Origin of the sequence: Chryseobacterium sp. FP211-J200 (assembly GCF_001643375.1) — a bacterium.
GTDB classification, from domain to species: Bacteria; Bacteroidota; Bacteroidia; order Flavobacteriales; family Weeksellaceae; genus Epilithonimonas; species Epilithonimonas ginsengisoli.
The window spans coordinates 35,329-54,743 of the sequence record NZ_LSHB01000002.1 but is presented as its reverse complement, the minus strand read 5'-3'; the positions used below and the strand labels follow the sequence as shown (position 1 = coordinate 54,743).

Annotated in this window: 15 protein-coding genes and 1 pseudogene; 13 read left to right on the top strand and 3 right to left on the bottom strand. The window is 38.3% G+C overall.

Annotation, left to right across the window (positions count from 1 at the left end):
• Positions 1–82 precede the first annotated feature (82 nt).
• Positions 83–871: a T9SS type A sorting domain-containing protein gene (locus tag AXA65_RS00725; RefSeq protein ID WP_063968220.1), complete on the bottom strand. Its 789-nt coding sequence runs from the start codon at positions 869–871 to the stop codon at positions 83–85.
• Between the two features lie 106 nt (positions 872–977).
• Here AXA65_RS00725 and AXA65_RS00720 point away from each other — a divergent pair, with 106 nt between their 5' ends.
• The 8 genes from AXA65_RS00720 (at position 978) to AXA65_RS00685 (ending at position 9,741) form a co-directional block, all read left to right on the top strand.
• Entirely contained in the window at positions 978–3,086 is a 2,109-nt protein-coding gene (locus tag AXA65_RS00720) for a TonB-dependent receptor plug domain-containing protein (protein ID WP_063968219.1), read from the top strand.
• A 2-nt stretch (positions 3,087–3,088) separates the two neighbouring features.
• Positions 3,089–4,189, top strand: coding sequence for an HmuY family protein (locus tag AXA65_RS00715; RefSeq protein WP_063968218.1), 1,101 nt, complete (start codon positions 3,089–3,091; stop codon positions 4,187–4,189).
• Positions 4,190–4,217: 28 nt separating this feature from the next.
• Positions 4,218–5,099 carry a hemin ABC transporter substrate-binding protein gene (locus AXA65_RS00710; RefSeq protein ID WP_063968217.1) on the top strand — a complete coding sequence of 294 codons (882 nt, stop codon included), beginning with the start codon at positions 4,218–4,220 and terminating at the stop codon, positions 5,097–5,099.
• A gap of 64 nt (positions 5,100–5,163) precedes the next feature.
• Positions 5,164–6,204 carry a FecCD family ABC transporter permease gene (locus tag AXA65_RS00705; RefSeq protein ID WP_063968249.1) on the top strand — a complete coding sequence of 347 codons (1,041 nt, stop codon included), beginning with the start codon at positions 5,164–5,166 and terminating at the stop codon, positions 6,202–6,204.
• Positions 6,201–6,977 (top strand): heme ABC transporter ATP-binding protein, encoded by a 777-nt coding sequence (locus tag AXA65_RS00700; RefSeq protein ID WP_063968216.1) that lies wholly within the window; start codon positions 6,201–6,203, stop codon positions 6,975–6,977. The genes AXA65_RS00705 and AXA65_RS00700 overlap by 4 nt, the downstream gene beginning before the upstream one ends.
• Positions 6,978–6,993: 16 nt before the next feature.
• Positions 6,994–7,638: a class I SAM-dependent methyltransferase gene (locus AXA65_RS00695; protein ID WP_063968215.1), complete on the top strand. Its 645-nt coding sequence runs from the start codon at positions 6,994–6,996 to the stop codon at positions 7,636–7,638.
• Between the two features lie 128 nt (positions 7,639–7,766).
• Positions 7,767–8,789 (top strand): hemin-degrading factor, encoded by a 1,023-nt coding sequence (locus AXA65_RS00690; protein ID WP_063968214.1) that lies wholly within the window; start codon positions 7,767–7,769, stop codon positions 8,787–8,789.
• A 79-nt stretch (positions 8,790–8,868) separates the two neighbouring features.
• On the top strand, positions 8,869–9,741 hold the full coding sequence (locus AXA65_RS00685; RefSeq protein WP_063968213.1) for a ChaN family lipoprotein: 873 nt from the start codon (positions 8,869–8,871) through the stop codon (positions 9,739–9,741).
• On the opposite strand, the gene AXA65_RS00680 is transcribed toward AXA65_RS00685, so the two are convergent.
• Positions 9,738–10,325, bottom strand: coding sequence for a hypothetical protein (locus tag AXA65_RS00680; RefSeq protein WP_063968212.1), 588 nt, complete (start codon positions 10,323–10,325; stop codon positions 9,738–9,740). The two genes, AXA65_RS00685 and AXA65_RS00680, sit on opposite strands and share 4 nt — an antisense overlap.
• Positions 10,326–10,448: 123 nt before the next feature.
• Here AXA65_RS00680 and AXA65_RS00675 point away from each other — a divergent pair, with 123 nt between their 5' ends.
• Positions 10,449–11,126: a response regulator transcription factor gene (locus AXA65_RS00675; protein WP_063968211.1), complete on the top strand. Its 678-nt coding sequence runs from the start codon at positions 10,449–10,451 to the stop codon at positions 11,124–11,126.
• Positions 11,127–11,186: 60 nt separating this feature from the next.
• Positions 11,187–12,551: an ATP-binding protein gene (locus AXA65_RS00670; protein WP_063968210.1), complete on the top strand. Its 1,365-nt coding sequence runs from the start codon at positions 11,187–11,189 to the stop codon at positions 12,549–12,551.
• Positions 12,552–12,557: 6 nt separating this feature from the next.
• Here AXA65_RS00670 and AXA65_RS00665 read toward each other — a convergent pair whose 3' ends face one another.
• Positions 12,558–13,397: a GLPGLI family protein gene (locus tag AXA65_RS00665; RefSeq protein ID WP_086048023.1), complete on the bottom strand. Its 840-nt coding sequence runs from the start codon at positions 13,395–13,397 to the stop codon at positions 12,558–12,560.
• A 139-nt stretch (positions 13,398–13,536) separates the two neighbouring features.
• Here AXA65_RS00665 and AXA65_RS00660 point away from each other — a divergent pair, with 139 nt between their 5' ends.
• The 3 genes and pseudogenes from AXA65_RS00660 to AXA65_RS00650 all read left to right on the top strand — a co-directional run bounded on the left by AXA65_RS00660 (position 13,537) and on the right by AXA65_RS00650 (position 19,105).
• The gene (locus tag AXA65_RS00660; RefSeq protein WP_185114309.1) at positions 13,537–14,784 is read left to right on the top strand and encodes a TolC family protein; all 1,248 of its coding nucleotides are present in this window, start codon (positions 13,537–13,539) and stop codon (positions 14,782–14,784) included.
• Complete coding sequence (locus tag AXA65_RS00655; protein WP_063968209.1) at positions 14,784–15,866, top strand: efflux RND transporter periplasmic adaptor subunit; 1,083 nt, start codon at positions 14,784–14,786, stop codon at positions 15,864–15,866. Before AXA65_RS00660 ends, AXA65_RS00655 begins: the two co-directional genes overlap by 1 nt.
• Before the next feature lie 141 nt (positions 15,867–16,007).
• A pseudogene (locus AXA65_RS00650) lies at positions 16,008–19,105 on the top strand (efflux RND transporter permease subunit).
• The last annotated feature ends 310 nt before the right edge of the window (positions 19,106–19,415 follow it).

Sequence of the window (19,415 nt, the reverse complement as noted above, 5' to 3'; positions counted from 1 at the left end):
TTAAAATTACCATCACAAAAAAACCTTTCAAGAAAAACTCGAAAGGCTTAATTATAAATAAGTTATTTTATCCTAATTCAACTTATTTTTTGATGAATTTAGATTTTACAGACTGTCCGTTCATGTTTTCAATCACAATGAAATAAATGCCTGTCTTTAGTTTTGCAATATCAAATGTGTTATTGATGATTTTTCCTTCAGTAGACAATTGTCCAGTCGCAGAATAAATTTTAGTAGTGGAAAGGGTAGAAGTTGAAGAGAATTTCAAAGCGTTGTTGTCTGCGGTAACAGCAAATTTTACATTGTTGGAAGAAAATGCATTGTCTGCAACCGACAGATCACTGTCATATTTTACATTGTCGATATGGATCGGTGAATGCATTGTTGCTGAGGTTGTTCTGATCACCAAATATGTAGCAGTAGATGCTGGAATTCCAACTTTAAAATTCTGAACTGTTGTACTTGTTAATTCGATCGGGTTACCTACAGCTACGAAAGTGGTCATATCAGCTGGGTCAGTAGCGAGTCCAACTTGCACAGAACCGGTGGTTCCTAATCCGCCAGTTACCATTCCAGAGTCAAAAGACAATGTTTTGTCTCCAGCAGGAGCCACGATCTGAGGCGTGATCAGGTACATCGGCTGAGCGACTGTACTTCCAGGATAAGCCTGGATAGATTTGTTTGTGTCTGCTGTAACGATCATCATTGGTTGGGGAGGAAATGGTCCCGTTGGCAATTTTACAGACCAGCCGCTTTGAGGAAAGGTTGTGCTTCCGGCTGTAAAATTATTGAAGTTTTCGTCGATAGAAGTTAATTGTGCGTTTGCAACGACTGCAAATAAAGAAGCTGCCAAAAATAGTTTTGCTTTCATAGTTGATATTATTAAACTTAAAATGTTATTTAGAATTATTCTACAAAAGTACTGAATTATTTTTATTGATTCTAAATAAAATCTTATCTTCGCAAAAAATTTTTCAATGAAGAAGAGAACGATGAGCCTTTTATCAGTAGCAATTTTGAATTTTGCGTACGGACAGAAAGATTCACTTAGTCAAAAAAATATTGAAGAAGTTGTAGTTACTGGGCAATATACGGCCCAGTCTATTAAAAGGTCTTTGTATAAGGTAGAAGTTATAAGCAGCGATGACATAAAGAGAATGGCTGTAAACAATGTAGCAGAAGTACTTAATCAGACTTTAAATATCCTGATAGTTCCGGAAAAAAACACGGGCGACTCAAAAGCTAATATCATGGGCTTGGGTGCCGATTACACCAAAGTATTGGTAGATAATATCCCTGTTGTAGGTGACACTGGATTAGGAAGTAATATTGATCTAACAAAATTGAGCCTCGATAATATTGAAAGAATAGAGATTGTGAAAGGGTCTATGGGTGTCGAATTCGGAAACAATGCCGTCGCCGGTGTTATCAATATTATTACCAGAAAGAACTCAAAGAAAAAATGGAATATCCGAGGTTTTGTACAGGAAGAAACTGTAGGTAAAGAATATGATTGGGTAGATTACGGAAAAGGTAGACACATACAATCATTAGGGATATCCCATAACATATCTGATAAATGGTACACCGATTTGTCATTGAACAGAAATGATTTTCAGGGTTTTTGGGGCAGTAATAAAGGTAAAAATTACTTTGAGCAAGATAACAGAAGGGGTTATGAATGGCAGCCAAAAGAACAGTGGAACCCTACTTTTTTATTAAGGTTTGCTGGTTCGAAAACACAGTTTTTCTACAAAGCAGATTATCTGATGGAAGAGATCAATTTCTATAATCCCTTACTAGTCCCAAAGGATTTAGGTGAAGGAGAACGTACTTTTACAGCGATAGACAGAGATTATTTTACACAAAGAATGCTTCATCATTTGAATATCCAGACAGAGATTTTTAAGAAAACAAAATTTACTGGTGATTTTTCCTATCAAAAACAGTCTAGAAAAAAAGAAGATTATATTTTTGATGTTCCTGCGATACAAGAGATTTCCAGAGAGAATAAAAGCACATACTACGAAGCCGAAACATTCTATTCCAGAGGAACAATCAGTAATTTTTTGAACTCAGACAAATCCAATGTACAATTGGGATATGAGGGTGATTATACCAAAGGATTTGCTGGCACAGATACAGGAAAATTCGACAATAACAATATTGAAAATAATGTTTTAAACGTGGGGGTTTTTGCTTCCGCCGAGTTTGATCTTAGTTCAAATTGGTTCTTGAGACCAGGCGTAAGGATGAATTTTTCTGATACATTCGAAACAAAACCAAATTTCTCATTGGTTTTAAAAAAAACCATCAATGATCAATCCGAATTTAGAGCAGTTGTAGGTTCTGCTAACAAAAATCCAACATTTGAGGAATTATTCACTTTTCTGGTAGATAGTAATCATAATATCCAAGGAAACAGTGGTTTAAAGCCAGAAAGTTCTTACTCAGGAATGTTGTATTATTCGATTTTTAGTAAGCCGGAAACTCAATTTAAATGGAGCGTTGATATCAGTTCCCTTTATCTGCAAACCCGTGACCGTATAGAATTGGCCATTACCAATGAGCAACCTTTACAGTATAAATATATCAATGTTGACAGTTATGAATCTTGGCTTAACACAGTTTCTGGTAAAATTTCCAATAAGAATTTTGGACTTAATCTAGGATTTTCCGTTTTAGGTCGAATGATGGACCTTAATCAAACTCAAGATGATAGATACCAGTATTCTCCGGAGATCAATGCATCTGCCTACTATAATCTCCTAAAAACTAAAACATCATTTGCAATTTACTATAAAGGAGTAGGTAAGACTTACCGAATTATGGAGGATAAAAGCCTGGGTGTAACTCAGTATATTTTGGGAAGACAAAATGCATTTTCATTAATGGATGCCTCGGTTTCCCAAAAAATATGGAAAGACCATTTCACCATTACTTTTGGAGTTCGAAACATTTTTGATATTTCCGATGTCCGTAATGGAGCTTCTGGAAGTACGGGCGGAGTCCACGGGACAACAGGTGCTGCGGAAAGAATGTTCTACGGAAGAAGTTATTTTGGACGATTTAATTTTAATTTCTAATTATGAAAAAGACAACAAATTTTACTTTAATTCTACTTATATTTTCCATTTTCACCTCTTGTGTTGCTGAGGATGCTACTCCGGTCAAAATCCTTCCTATAGAAGGTAGTGTACTTACTTTAAACGAGCAAGCGGATCCCACAGAAGCTAACCAGTTCTGGATTGATCTAAGTACAGGGGATGTTTCCAAGACCCACAGAGAGCTTTGGGATCTAGGATTCTACTGCGGAGACGAATTTCGTGTGATGCTAAATAGCTCATTGGTAATGTCTGTTGGAGAAGTTAAGAATGTCAATAATATTGATGCGGTAAATTCCGAAACTATTAAAGACCTTAAATTGCTTGTCCAAGCAGCGAATTATACAGATAATGCTAAGTATGTCGATAATCCAGACGGAGATATCGTCAATCAGACCAGTGGCATCTCGGCAATCAATGTTGATGATAACCTGAACAATGTTTACCTTCTGAATATGGGTTACAAAACCTATACAGGAACTACCAGTCCAGGAACGATCTATAATGTTGGAGATTTGAGAGGATGGAAAAAAATAAGAATATTAAGAAACGCTTTAGGCTACAAAATTCAGTATGCTGATTTAGACGATACTTCGCATAAAGAATTTATTATCTCAAAAGATTCAGAATATAACTACAAATTTTTCTCTTTCAAAACAGGAACAATTGCAAATGTTCAGCCCAAAAAGAAGGAGTGGGATTTGTGTTACACCGTTTTTACCAACCTAACTTTAAATCCTGCGAATAACCTGGATACTTCATATATCTATCCAGATATAGTTTTACATAATATTTTAGGAGGAGCAGGTGTATACGAGATTACAACGGCTGCCGGACAAGGAGAGACGGCTTACAATAATTTCAAAAAAGAAGATGTTGATGGTAGCAAATTTATAAATAATGACCAACGAGCAATAGGAAGCAATTGGAGAACCACAACAGGAACTAACGGTGCTGAGGTCTACTCTAATAAATTTTATGTTCTAAGAGATAGTGATGGATTCTTTTTTAAAATCAGATTCTTAAGAATGAAAGATGACGCAAACTATAGAGGTTTCCCACAATTCGAATACAAACCACTCTAAGCCAAATCAAACTACAATAAAATAAACAATGAAAAACATCAAAATAGCCCTTATTTCAGCAATACTTCTTGCCGGCGTCTCTTGTAAAAAAGAAGATTCCAAAGTGGCAACCACTCCAGAAACCAAATCTGAAAAACCAGTTTCCAACCAAAGAATTGTAAGTATCAGCGGCGGAATTACCGAGATCGTTGTGGCCTTGGGCCACGAGAAGGAGATTGTTGGAATAGATGTAACGAGCACCTATCCGGAGACTTTGAAAAATACAGCAGAAGAGTTAGGTCATGTCCGTTCGATGACGATTGAGCCGCTTTTGGCGCTTAATCCATCTTTGATTGTCGCTTCTGACAAAGACATCAATCCAGACCTGTTGACAAAGATCAAAGCTTCAGGGATCAAATCCGAGTTGTTCAATCAAGAATTCACGATCGATGGAACGAAGAAATTAATTGACCAGGTTGCCAAAGCTTTAGGAAACACAAACCAGCAAACCTTAATCGATAAAATCGATGCGGATATTAAGCAAATCAAGCCAATCGCTAAAAAACCAAAAGTCCTATTCATCTACGCAAGAGGAAACATGATGATGGTCGGGGGCAAAAACACACCAATGGCTAAAATCATTGAGATTGCTGGCGGCGAGAATGCAGCCAATGACTTCGAAGATTTCAAACCGTTGACACCGGAAGCAGTCGTACAATCAAATCCAGATGTCTTATTGTTCTTCAGCAGCGGGCTACAAGGTTCTGGTGGAATAGATGGTGCTCTTAAAATGCCAGGCGTTCCTCAGACCAACGCTGGTAAAAATAAAAGAGTGATTGCTATGGATGGCGGATTGTTATCTTCATTCGGTCCAAGAGTTGGGGAAGCAGCTGCCAGCCTGAACAAACTGTTAATAGAATCCACAAAATAGAAGTCTCAAAGGGACGATAGATTTTCTAACATAGGAATTTATTCCTATGAAAAAAAACAACATTTTGAAATCAAAAAGTCTTACATTTTACGCCATTATCGGTCTTTTTTTATTAATGCTGATGATGGTTTTGTCTATGAATATCGGGGTTTTTGATTTCGGTAGATCCAGTTCCTATGAGGTTTTTTGGAAATTTATTACAGGCGATTCGTCAATTTCCTTGAGTGAGAAATATATCATTTGGGACGTCCGGACTTCCAGAATTGTGATGGCCGTTCTCGTTGGAAGTATGTTGGCCGTTTCCGGAACTACGTTGCAAGGAATGTTCAAAAATCCATTGGCTACGGGTGAGGCGATTGGTCTTACTTCTGGAGCTACATTGTTGGCAGCGATTGCCATTGTTTTAGGACATACATTTGAGGCTTATCTTCCAGAAATTGTAAGGAATTCTTTAGTCGGTGTTTCTGCGTTCGTCGGTGCATTGTTGGCGATGATCATCGTCTACAGGATCTCAACATCTGGCGGAAAAACCAATGTGGTAATGATGCTTCTAAGCGGAGTCGCCATTACTTCCATTGGATTTTCAATTACGGGATTTCTGATCTACATTTCAAAAGATGAACAATTAAGAGATTTGACCTTCTGGAATTTAGGCAGTTTAGCGGGAGCTACTTGGACGAAAAATATTATTTTGACAATTGTTTTAATATTATCATACCTCATTATTTTACCAAAAGGAAAAGCTTTAAATGCTATGATGTTAGGCGAAAAAGATGCGCAACATTTGGGAATCAATGTTGAAACTTTGAAGAAACAGATTGTCGTTTTAACCGCTTTGATGGTGGGAACTTGCGTCGCATTTTCCGGAACGATTGGATTCGTTGGGCTGATTGTTCCTTATATTCTGAGATTGCTTTTCCGTTCCGATTACCATTTTATTTTACCGTTGTCAGCCATCTGTGGAAGTATTTTGTTACTGTTTGCAGACACGATAAGCAGGACGATTGTGGCGCCTTCAGAACTTCCGATCGGAATCTTGACTTCATTGATCGGAGGACCAATTTTTATTGCCATTTTAATTAAATTTAAAAACACCTTAAGATGATAAAAGGGCAAAAGATCAATTATCTAAGTCAAAAAGTCAGCATCTTGAAGGATGTTGATGTCAATGTCGGTTTCGGAGAATTTTTGGCGATCGTAGGTCCAAATGGCGCAGGGAAATCTAGCCTTCTGAATTTATTAGCGAACGAAATTAAAACGGATAACAAAAAGAATATCCAATTCAAAGACAAGATCCTGTCCGATTGGAATCTGGAAGAACTGTCCAAACACAAAGCCAAATTCTCTCAGCACAACGCGCAGGATATTCCGCTTTTAGTAGCCGATGTTGTGATGATGGGACGTTATCCCTATTTCAGTTCACAGCCGCATCAGGAAGATTTCCAATCGGTGGAAAAAGCGATGGTTGAAACCGATGTGGTACATTTTCAAAAGCGAGAATACAATTCACTTTCTGGTGGCGAGAAGCAGCGTGTTCACTTGGCGAGAGTTTTAGCGCAGTTGGACAATGAGATAGAAAATACTTTACTTTTCCTGGACGAACCACTTAATAATCTGGATATTAAGCACCAATACAAAACATTGGAACTGATAAAGAATTTTACTAAGAATAATAACACAGCAATCGTTGTCTTGCACGACCTAAATCTGGCGGCACAGTTCGCGGACCATATTTTATTAATGGAAAAAGGCTCGGTTTTATCTTACGGCTCACCAGAAAAAGTGTTCACCGCAGAAACCATTTCCAAGGCTTACAATTTCCCTTGTACGATCTGCAAACATCCGGTCAATGACAATACGATGATCTTATTTGGTTAAATAAAAACTAAAACTAATGACAGAAAACGAACTCAAAATATTAGCACAACAGTTATCAAATCCAGAAGGAGAAGTTGGAAAGGATGTCGCCAAAATGATGAACGAGACCAATATTTCGATGACCAAAGAAACCATCAAATCTTTGCTGTTAATGGATAACGAAAAGGTTTTGGAGCTTGGTCATGGCAACGCTGGACATTTGTCTTACCTTTTGGATTTTGCAGATAACATCAATTACACAGGTCTGGAAATCTCTGAGACAATGAAGTCGGAAGCTGAAATCATCAATCAGAAATATCTTTCTCAAGCTAAGTTTCAATTGTATGATGGGAAAAAGATTCCTTTTGAGAATGAAAGTTTTGATAAAATATTAACGGTCAATACCATCTATTTCTGGGAAAGTCCAGTCGATTTTCTTAATGAAATTTATAGGGTTTTAAAGGAACACGGCAGTTTTGTCCTCACTTTTGCGAAGAAGGATTTTATGAAAACATTGCCTTTCACAACAGATTTCAAGCTTTACAATTACGAAGACATCGAATTGCTGATCTCACAGACGAATTTTAAAAGGATGATCAAATCGGACAAAGAAGAATTAATTACAAGTAAGACTGGCGAATCAGTAAAAAGAGAATATCAAGTTCTGACAATCAAAAAATAAATTCATTTTTAAACTAAAAATAATCTTTGATGAGTTTTACGCCTTTGCGAAACTTAATATTTTCAATAAGATTAAAAAAAATCTTAGCGCACTTTGCGTGCAAAAAATACTAAACAAAATAAATTAATATGAGTACATTAATTAATGAATTAAAAGAAAAATGGGAAGCACTGAAAGCAGAAAACCCACATTTGAGAATAAGAAACGCGGCAGAACAATTAGGTGTGAGCGAAGCTGAATTGCTTGCTGTAAACGTAGGAAACGGAGTTACGGTTTTGAAGCCAGAATTTGCAGACCTTCTTCAGGAAGTTGTCAAACTTGAAAAAGTAATGGCTTTGACCAGAAACGACGAATGCGTGCACGAAAGAAAAGGAATCTATTTGAATCCAGATTTCAGCAATCCTCACGGACAGGTTTTCGTTGGTGAAGATATCGATCTAAGAATCTTCATCAACTCTTGGAAATTCGGTTTTTCTGTGATCGAGGGCGACAGAAAAAGCTTGCAATTCTTCGGAAAAGATGGCTTGGCGCTTCACAAGATCTATTTGACAAACAAAAGCAACGAAGCAGAATTCGATGCTTTGACAAAGAAATATGCAGCGGATGAGCAATCTCCAAATGTTGTTACCGAGTCTGTTCCTGGTAAACCTGCAGAGAAAGCAGATTCAGATATCGATGTGGCTGGTTTCCAACAGGCTTGGAAAGACCTGAAAGACACACACGATTTCTTTATGATGCTTAGGAAATTCGGTGTGACTAGAACTCAGGCATTGAGATTGGCGCCAGAAGGTTACGCTACGAAAATAGAGAATTCTAAAGTAGTGAACGTGTTGGAAGATGCTTCTGAAAAAGAACTTCCAATTATGATCTTCGTTGGGAACAGAGGAATCATCCAGATCCATACGGGCGAAGTGAACAAGACACTTTGGCATCAGCAATGGTTCAATGTGATGGATCCCGATTTCAATCTTCACCTTGACACGACAAAGATCGCGGAAACGTGGATCACCAAAAAACCGACCGAAGACGGCGAAGTCACTTCGATTGAAGTGTTCAACAGAGAAGGTGATTTTATCGTGCAGCTTTTCGGAAAGAGAAAACCGGGGAATCCGGAACTTCAAGGTTGGAAAGATCTAGTCGCTGGTTTATAAATTGAAAGTATTATTATAAATTACAAGGTCGTTCTTTGGTTTTAATTGACTTTAGAACGACTTTTTTATATATTTGAAAATGAAAAAGTTAGTATTGCTTATTTTGATCTTAAATCTTAATGGTTTTAAGGCTCAGGATTTCAGTTCGTATCAGTTTTTTGATAAAAAGTCAAAGGCAGTTTCACCAGAAAAAGTCATGAAGCAATTGGTAGATTATGATGTGGTTTTCATTGGCGAACATCATGATAATTCCATCAATCATTGGCTGGAGAAAAGGATAACGGAAGCGCTTTTTGATCAGAAAAAAGGTCAGATCATTCTAGGCGCAGAGATGTTTGAAAGAGACAATCAAAAAGCGCTTGATTCTTATCTAGCTGGAAAAATTGACCCGAAAGTCATGAAAGATTCTGTTAGGCTCTGGAAAAATTACGAAACGGATTACAGACCTTTGGTGGATTTTGCGAAAGACCATCAACTGAAATTCATTGCGACCAATGTTCCCAGAAAATACGCATCTCAAACGTCAAAATCGGGAATCGAAAGCTTAAACCAATTGCCGGAAAACGAAAAGAAATGGATTGCCAAATTACCAATTGAAGTCACTTTGGAAACGCCTGGCTACAAAGAAATGAGATCCTTGATGGGCGACCACGTGGACGAATTGATATTGATGAACTTCATTTCAGCACAAGCCATAAAAGACGCGACAATGGCAGAATCGATTTTCGAAAATCTACAGGCTGGAAAGACCTTTATCCACTACAACGGCGACTATCACAGCAAGCAATACGGCGGAATCTATTGGTATTTGAAAAAGAAAAACCCGAATTTGAAAATTGCCGTAATCTCTGTCTTTGAATCTGAAAAACCGGAATTAATTTTACCTGAAAAAGATTTTATCCCGACGGAATTCAATTTGGTGATTCCGAGTGATATGACGAAGACTTATTAGAATTTGTCGATGATTTTTTTTGGTAAAATATTATTTAAGTTTTTCTTGTAACTTTCTTCGAGAATTAAAAATTTCCAATCTTTACCATTGCCAGAAATCGCACAAGCCTTCATTTTTGAATTAATCAAGTAATAATCGCCTTTCGGAATATAGGTCACATTAGCTTTTCCAAATTTTTTGTACAAACCGTCATTGATTTGTTTCTTCATGGTTTGTCCATTGGGAATCGAATTCCAATCAACTTTCAAATTCATTTTAGAGCTGTAATTGACAATAGAAAACAATTCATTGTTAATCTTTTCTGGTTTTTCTACGCTTATTGCTTTAAAATCTAAAATCTTGATATCAAGCATTGGATTGTTATAAGTAAAATTAGAAATTTGCTTCATTTGCTCTTTCGGAACAACTGTGAAAAATTTAGGATAAATACATTCGACAGCATTATTGATATTTTTTGTCTTGATATTTTGCACGAATTGGCCTAAAGATTTTTTGATATCATTCTCGTAATTGTTAGTCTTGGTTTGCCCAAAGGAAAGGATTGAAAAAAAGAAAATTAAAACGATTATTATTTTTGCTTTCATTATTTTTAGCTTGAAAATTAGATTGAAGCGAATTTAGTTAAAATCTTAGCGTAAAATAAAAGATTTTTCACTTTTCAAATTGCCAATTTACTTTTTCCCATATTTGTAAAAAATTCTCATCAAATGCAGGCATTACTTTTAGAAGACGATTCTGTTCTCTCTTCAGAAATTGCACTTTTTCTGGAATCGAGATCCATAAAAACTGACAAAGCTGAAGACGGCGAAGTGTTCCTGAATATGTTCACCAACAAAGCATACGATATTTTTTTATTGGACATCAATGTTCCTAAGATCAACGGACTGGAGATCTGCAAAACCATTCGCGAGACCAATTCCGAAACGCCGATCATCATCATCTCTGCCTACGACGGCATCGAGGAGAAGAAGGAAGCTTTTCTGCACGCTGCAGACGATTATCTTGTGAAACCATTTTTGTTGGAGGAATTATTATTGAGGATCAATTCCCAAATGCGAAGATTGACGCCAAAGACAGAAGAAGTCGAAAAAATCGTCATAGAAGATCTCGAGATCTTCCCAGAAGACAGCAAGGTTTTCCGCTCCGGTGAAGAGATCAGTTTGACGGTGAAAGAATTTCAGTTATTGGTTTTACTTGCAAGAGCGAACGGAAGAACACTTTCCAAACAATACATTTCCGACGAAGTCTGGAAAAATCAATTCCAATCCACCAACAACGCGATTGAAGTTTACATCAATTTCCTCCGTAAAAAAATTGATAAGAACTTCAAAACCAAACTCATCCACACCAGGCCAGGTTTCGGATATTACCTAAGTCCATTATAAATTCAAAGTTGAAAATTAGAACTTGGTCGTTTATCACTTATCATTCATCATTTATAGATCATGTCTCTAAAACGCCGAATAGCACTTAGTCTCAGCATCGCATTTTCTCTGATCTTCGGGATCATGATGTTTGTGGTCTATATTTCTTTCAACGATTTTAGGAGAGATGAGTTTAAGGAAAGATTCCAAAAACGATTGGTTTTCACGGTCAACTTTATAGAGAAATCCAGAGATTTTGAAAAGGAAGCGCCTATTTTCTTTGATGAGAACTCGGATAACGTTTTGCTGAATGAGAATATTATGATCTTCAATGCAGAAAAGCAATTGGTTTACAGTACATTGAAGGATAAGAAGATCACTTGGGACGAAACGCTACTGAGTCGATTGGACAAAGAAAAAACGGTTTATATAGAACATTCGGCGCCAGAGATCTATGCGGCCTTACGAAATATCAATGGTGATAATTATTACATTCTTACCAGTGCTCAGGACGTTACAGGCGAATCCAAGCTTGACTTTCTAAAATATATGTTGATCTTCTCCTATGTCGTCAGCATCCTTCTCATCTGGTTTTTCAGCTATTACATCGTTTCGAAGTTTTTGGAACCATTGGAGATTTTGAAGTCCGATATTTCCGAGATCAGCGTTCATAGGTTGACCACGCCCGTTGTGGTCAAAAATCCCAAAGACGAAATTGGCGTTCTGGCAACATCCTTCAATCTGATGACCAACCGTCTGAATGATGTTTTCCAGTCACAGAAAGACTTCAATTCCAGTGCAGCCCACGAGATGCGAACACCGTTGACGAGAATGGCTTTCCAGCTAGAGAACTTAATTCAATTAGAAAATCATTCACTCAAGACCAAAGCGACTTTGCAGCAAATGTTGTTGGATGTTCACCAATTGTCTGACCTCACGATTTCATTGCTTTTGCTTTCAAAATTCGATAAGGAAGGCATTGCGACGGTTTATGAAGAAGTACGTATTGACGAAGTGGTTTTCGATGCTTTCGAGTCTGTCCATCGCAATTTTCCCGATTTCAAAATGGATTTCCAGATCGACGAAGAGAGTAGTGATGACGCAATTCTTACAGTAAAAGGTGTGAAGTCTTTACTCGAAATTACATTCGTCAATCTGTTCAAAAACGCCGCTTTATATTCATATGATCAAGAAGTTGATATTTCCATAAAGGAAACCGAATTCCGGATCATCGTCAATGTTTTCTCAAAAGGCACGATTATTCCAATTTCCGAAAGAGAAAAACTCTTCGAAGCGTTTATGCGAGGCAGCAATTCTCAAAACAAATCAGGTTCCGGCCTTGGTTTGCGCATCGTAAAACGTATTTTGGAATATCACAAAGCGGAGATTTCTTACAATTCACTTTCAGATCATGAGAATCTTTTCACTGTGATTTTTAATAAATAATATTGATCAATTTGGGTAATGAACGGCTTTGTCCAGTTCCAAAGTATTATAATATTTCTTGATGATGACTTGCATATTTTTGGTTTCTGCATTCAGTTCTTCAAGGCTGTGTATTTCCCTTCCGCCAATATTAATGCGCCAATCGCTGCTGTTTTTGCTGAAGTTGGTTCTTTCAAAAGCTAAAGGGTCATTATAGAACTCCATCATCAGTTTTTGGATCTGTTTTTCTGAAACAGGAATCGCTTTGTTGCCAAAATTACTTTCAAGAAAATCATTGGTTACAGGTATTCCTTCGGTTTTTTGACTTTTGACCAAACTGTATATGAATTCCTGTTTATCATCTTTAATTTCAAAAATCAAACCTGGTAAACCTCGGAATTTGAAAGGTCCTTCATTCAAGGGAATGTCCTTGTTGAACCAGGCGATCCAGTTTCTTCCACCAAATTTCGCAGTCGCTTTCTGTAAAGTGTAATCCTGAACTTTTTTGGTTTCAGTAGATATTTTCCAATCTATTTTATCATTCGTTTTGAATGAATAGTAATTGAATTTTATATTGATGAAATTTTCATTTTCAGAAGAATTCAGTTTCCGTTTCACAATTTGTCCCGTCATATCTACATTTTTATTGTCCATATTCCCGAATTTTTTATTGAGAGAATCCGCAATCAGAAGATCACGTCCATAAAATTTCACTTCTTTCGGGCTGATGTCCAGGATCATATTGACTTTCTGATGATCCGAACTTGTCGAATCATATTTGTATTGCAACTCATAAATAAACCGGTGAGTCTGCGCAGAATTTATAGAAAAGATTAGTAATAAGAATGATGTAATTAGGTTTTTCATCTTGAAATTCAACGTTTTAAATTTCATTAAATATAACACAATAACTGATTTGTTTAAAAACAATTAAGTTTTTTTTAAGTCTCATTTAAGTCCGTTTTAATCGAGGTAAGGCATTTTTGCAAAACCAAAACGAGATAAAATGAATAAAATAACAACGCTGGTGTTATCCGTTTCGGCATTTGTCTGTCTATCCGGACAGCAGCAGATGTCTCTTCAGGATTGCGAATTAGCATTTCAAAAAAACAACCTTCAAGTTCTCGCCGCGCAGTACAATATCAATATGGCAGACGCCGATATTATGCAGGCCAAGATCTGGGAATTGCCACAAATTAGCGGTTACGTGAATGCTTATAATCCCGAGGACAAACGTGCTTTCGATGTTGGAAGGGCAAAAGGTGCGGAGATTACACAGCTGATCTATCTCGGTGGAAAAAAGAAAAATGAAATCCAATTTGCAAAGTCTAACAAGGAGCTTTCTCAATTGCAATTCAATCAGTTGTTGGTTGACCTTAGATCTCAACTTCGGGAGACTTATTACAATCTGATCTACGAACAAAAAAAGCAGATCAGCATCGATGGGCAACTGAAGTATATGAATGAGCTTTTGGCAGCCTATAAAATCCAGACGGATAAAGGAAATATCTCGCTAAAGGATTACGTAAGACTTCAAAGCATCGTCATCCAGTTGAACAATGATAAGATCGAGATCAACAATAATATTTTGGCGTTCCAACAAAATATGAAGATCCTGACAGGTATTTCAGACAACATTCTTCCCAACATTTCCAAACTCGACGAGAATGATATTTTGATCTCTCAACCTTTCGGAAATCTGGAAATCCTTAAAGAAAAAGCTTTGGTCAACAATGCCGATTATCTGTATAATCTTAGGTTGATGGAGAACAGCAAACTCTTCGCCCAATGGCAAAGATCATTGAACACACCTGATCTGAATCTCGGAGCAGAGTATGATCAAAACTCTGGAACATTCAGGAATGAGATAAATTTGAAGGTTGGAATCCCGATTCCACTTTGGAAAGTGAACAAAGGAAATGTTGAAAAAGCAAAATACGCCATTCAACAAAATGAGAAAAACTCAGAATATCAAAAACTCAATCTCGAAACACAAGTAGAGTCCGCCTATCAAACGTGGAAAAATCAATACGACCAATATTTTGAACTGAAACCTGTGGATGTTGAAAACCTTAATACAGTTTACAACGGCATTCTCAAAAACTTTCGAAGCGGAAACATCAGCCTGATGGATTTCACAGACTTTCTTGAAAGCTACAGACAAACGGTTCTGCAGATCTACGAGATGAAAAAGCAAATCATGATCTCCGCAGAACAGCTCAATCAATTAGTACAAACCAAAATCTTTTATTAATGCAAAAAATCATTATTCCCATTATCTTCGCCATCAGTTTGATTTCCTGCTCCAAAAAGGAAGAAACCGTGAAGGAAGAGACAAAAGGTTTTGAATTGAGCCAAACGATGCTGAAGTCTACAACATTCGCAAAAGTGGAGAAGAAATTCATCGAAGACGAATACAGTTTCTACGGAAAGATCTCTGCCGACAAAAATACGTACATCGATATTTTCCCTTTGGTTGGCGGTAATGTTTTGAGTGTGAATGTTGAACTTGGAGATTACGTCCACAAAGGTCAGGTTCTGGCAACCATCAGAAGTACAGAGCTTGCCGAAGTTCAGAAAGATGTCAGCGATGCAAAAACAGATTTGCTGGTCGCTGAGAACAATCTTCGTGTTTCCAAAGAAATGTACGCCGGAAAATTAAATACCGAAAAAGATATCTTGGAAACACAGGGTGAAGTTCAAAAAGCCAAAGACGCTTTGCACCGATCCAATGCCGTGAGCACCGTTTACAATGTGAAAAGAGGCAATATCTACAGCGTGATCTCGCCGATCAATGGCTACATCGTTCACAAAGACATCAATAAAGATATGGAACTCAGAAGTGACCGAAGCGAGAATATTTTCGATGTCGCAAATACCAAAAATGTCTGGGCCATTATGAATGTCAACGAAGCGTATATTGATAAGATCAACCTAGGAATGAAAGCCCAGGTTTCCACATTGTCCTATCCCGATAAAGTATTTTTTGGTAAGATCGATAAGGTCTTCAAGATCATCGACCCTGGTACCAATTCGATGCAGGCTAGGGTGGTTTTGGATAATTCTCAAGGCTTATTGATCCCGGAAAGTAAAGCGACCATCCGAGTTTCTTCTGCAGAAAACGAAACCGCTTTGGCCATTCCGTCCGGTGCTGTGATCTTTGACGACAACCGATATTTTGTAGTGGTTTATAAATCCCAAACCGACATTAAGGTCAAAGAAATCAAAATCCTCAAACAGAACACAGAAAACACCTACGTCGCAAGCGGCCTTGCAGAAGGAGAAACGGTCGTAACCAACAATCAATTATTGATCTATCGCTCTCTGAATAACTAAGAGATTTCAATAAAACCCGAAGGGTTCAATATAAGTAGCCGTAGGTGAAACCTATGGTTAATACGAATCGCTGCAGATTTGATCTGTGGTCAATATCAATATGAATAATCATAAATAAAATTGTGATTCAAAATATAAAATATGAACAAATTCATAAAAAGTATCATAGGATTTTCCCTTAAAAATAAAGCCTTCACATTCATTTGGGTTGCGATCCTGGCGGTTGCCGGATTCATCAGTTTCAAAAATATGCCGATTGAAGCTTTCCCAGATGTTACGAATACACAGATCGTCATCATCACACAATGGAACGGACGAAGTGCAGAAGAAGTAGAACGATTCGTCACCACACCGATTGAGCTGGCAATGAGTCCGGTCCAGAAAAAGACAAGCGTCCGAAGTACCACCATGTTCGGACTTTCAATCGTTAAGATCCTGTTTGAGGACGGCGTAGACGATATTTTCGCACGGAATATGGTCAATAATCAACTACGAACAGTTAGTTTACCAGACGAAATAGACCCTAAAGTTCAGCCGCCTTACGGACCAACTGGAGAAATCTACCGTTATACTTTAGAAAGCAAAGACCGCGATTCCAGAGACCTTCTCACGCTTCAAACCTGGGTAGTAGACAGAGCCTTGCGAAGTGTTCCCGGCGTTGCGGACGTCAATGTTTTCGGAGGTCAGGACAAAGTTTTTGAATTGAGTATCGATCCCAGAAAATTAGATAAATACAACCTGACACCAACCGAAGTTCTGGAAGCCGTCACCAACAGTAACCTGAATGTCGGCGGTGATGTCATCGAGAAAAGCGGACAGGCTTATGTGGTTCGTGGAATTGGGTTAGTTAAATCCATTGCTGATATCGAAAACATCACCGTTCATAACGACAGCGGAAATCCAATCCTTGTCAAGTATGTGGCCGATGTTCACGAAGGTTCGATGCCGAGAGTTGGACAGGCTTCGCTTAATAATGAGAACGACACGGTGGAAGGGATCGTCGTGATGAGAAAAGGCGAGAATGCGCAGGAAGTTCTGAAACTGGTGAAAGCCAAAATCGATGAACTAAATACCAAAATTCTCCCGAAGGATGTCAAAATGAGAACCTTCTATGACCGCCAGAACCTGATGGATTTTACCACGAATATGTAATGCATAACCTCTTGGAAGGGATCATTCTCGTAAAGGTTATCGTATTGATCTTTATGGCAGATTGGCGAACAACCTTGATTGTTTCCATCATCATTCCATTATCCCTATTGTTTGCCTTTTTCTGTCTGAAGATGGCTGGAATGAGCGCTAATCTATTATCATTGGGAGCAGTAGATTTCGGGATCATCATTGATGGCGCCGTCGTGATGGTCGAAGGATTATTCGTCATGCTCGACCACAAAGCGAAGAAATACGGCATGGAACGTTTCAACAAAATGGCAAAAGCGGGTTGGATCAAACAGACCTGAACTGGACTAGGAAAGGCGATCTTCTTTTCAAAATTAATTATCATCACCTCACTTTTACCAATCTTTTCTTTCCAAAAGGTTGAGGGTAAAATGTTCTCTCCATTGGCATTCACATTAGGTTTTGCCTTGGTAGGCGCATTGATATTCACGTTGACTTTGGTGCCTGTGATGTCGCATTTGCTATTAAAGAAAAATGTGAAGGAAAGACACAACCCATTCGTAGAATTCTGGGATAAATATGTGATGAAAGATTTGAAGTTCACCTTCAGATATAAGAAAGTCAGCCTTTTGTTTTCGACTGCAGTTTTGGCGATCACTTTATTTTCAGCAACATTCCTGGGAACCGAATTCTTACCACAATTAAATGAAGGATCCCTTTGGATCACAGCCGAGATGCCGATGAGCTCGTCCTTAGACAAATCTCTTGTCACAGCCAACGACCTCAAAAAAGACATTATGAGTTTTCCGGAAGTGACAGATGTTCTGGCGCAAACCGGTAGAAGTAACGACGGAACCGACCCGAACGGATTTGGTTTCGTACAGTTCGCGGTGAGTCTTCAACCGAAGGAAGATTGGAAACGGAAGATCACTTATGAAGAACTCATCGAGCAAATCGATAAAAAACTGAAGAATTACCAAGGTATCACCTTCAACTATTCTCAACCCATTTCTGATAACGTTGCGGAAGCAGTGGCAGGTTTCAAAGCAGAAAATGGGATCAAGATCTATGGCGACAATCTTCACACTTTGGACAGATTGGCGGACGAAGTTCTGGCTTCTATCAAAGATGTAGATGGTGTGAAAGAGCCAGGGATTATCAAGAACATTGGTCAGCCCGAGATCAGTGTGGTTCTGGACAGAAGCAAAATGGCGGCCTATGGCGTATTGCCAGCAGATGCACAGGCGGTTCTGGAAATGGCTTTTGGTGGAAAGACCGGTTCCGAGATGTTCGATGGCGAAAGAAAATTTCCGATCAGATTGCGTTACGCTCAGGAATACAGAAAGAATGAAACCGATATTGCTTCTCTAATGGTTCCAACACAAGACGGTGCGAAGATCCCATTGAAAGAGATCAGTACAATTGAGAAAGAAAATGGGGCGGCTTTCATTTACAGAGATGATATCAAACGTTACATTGGGGTCAAGTTCTCTATCCGTGACCGTGACCTTGGCGGAACGATTGCCGATGCGCAGAAGAAAGTGGACAAGATCAAATTACCTGATGGTTACTCGATCGGATGGACCGGGCAGTTTGAGAATCAGCAGAGAGCTACCAATCGTTTGACACAGGTGGTTCCGATCAGTATCATAGGCATCTTCTTCCTGTTGTTTATCTTATTTGGGAATATGAAAGATTCACTTTTAGTCTTGGCGAATGTTCCCTTTGCCTTGATCGGTGCTATCATCGCACTGCATTTGACCAATATGAATTTCGGGATCTCTGCCGGAGTCGGGATGATCGCCTTGATTGGGATCTGTATCCAGAATGGTGTGATCCTGATCTCCGAATTCCATCAAAATGTGAAGAACGGGTTATCCTTGGATTCATCCATTATGGAAGGCGTGAAGGTGAGAACAAGACCTGTGGTGATGACCGCTTTGATGGCCTCTATCGGACTTTTGCCAGCTGCACTTTCCACAGGTATTGGTTCTGAGTCCCAGAAACCTTTGGCAATCGTCATCATTGGTGGACTGATCACCGCAACGATATTGACCTTGCTGATCTTCCCGATCATCTTCTGGATCTTCAACAGAAGAAAAAATGAAGTCATCAATTGATCATCAAGGAATTCTGAAGTTCCTATTATAATAGTAGTCATATTTATAAGTAGCCACGAAGTGGCTGAATATGAGTAGCGTCGGGCGAAACCCGATGTATGTTGTTAGTTTCTCTCTAGTTGACGTTCTCCCGGATCATTTTGGGGGAACGTTTTTATGTCTCATTTTGTTTTAAATTGAAAAACATCTTGAGGTTTGATCAAAAACATCAAGACCTTTTCATCAAAACAACTTGACCTTTTTAGGAAAACATCAAGTTGTTTTGGATGACCTCTGCAGATGCTCTATCCATCGTACTTGGCAATGGGCA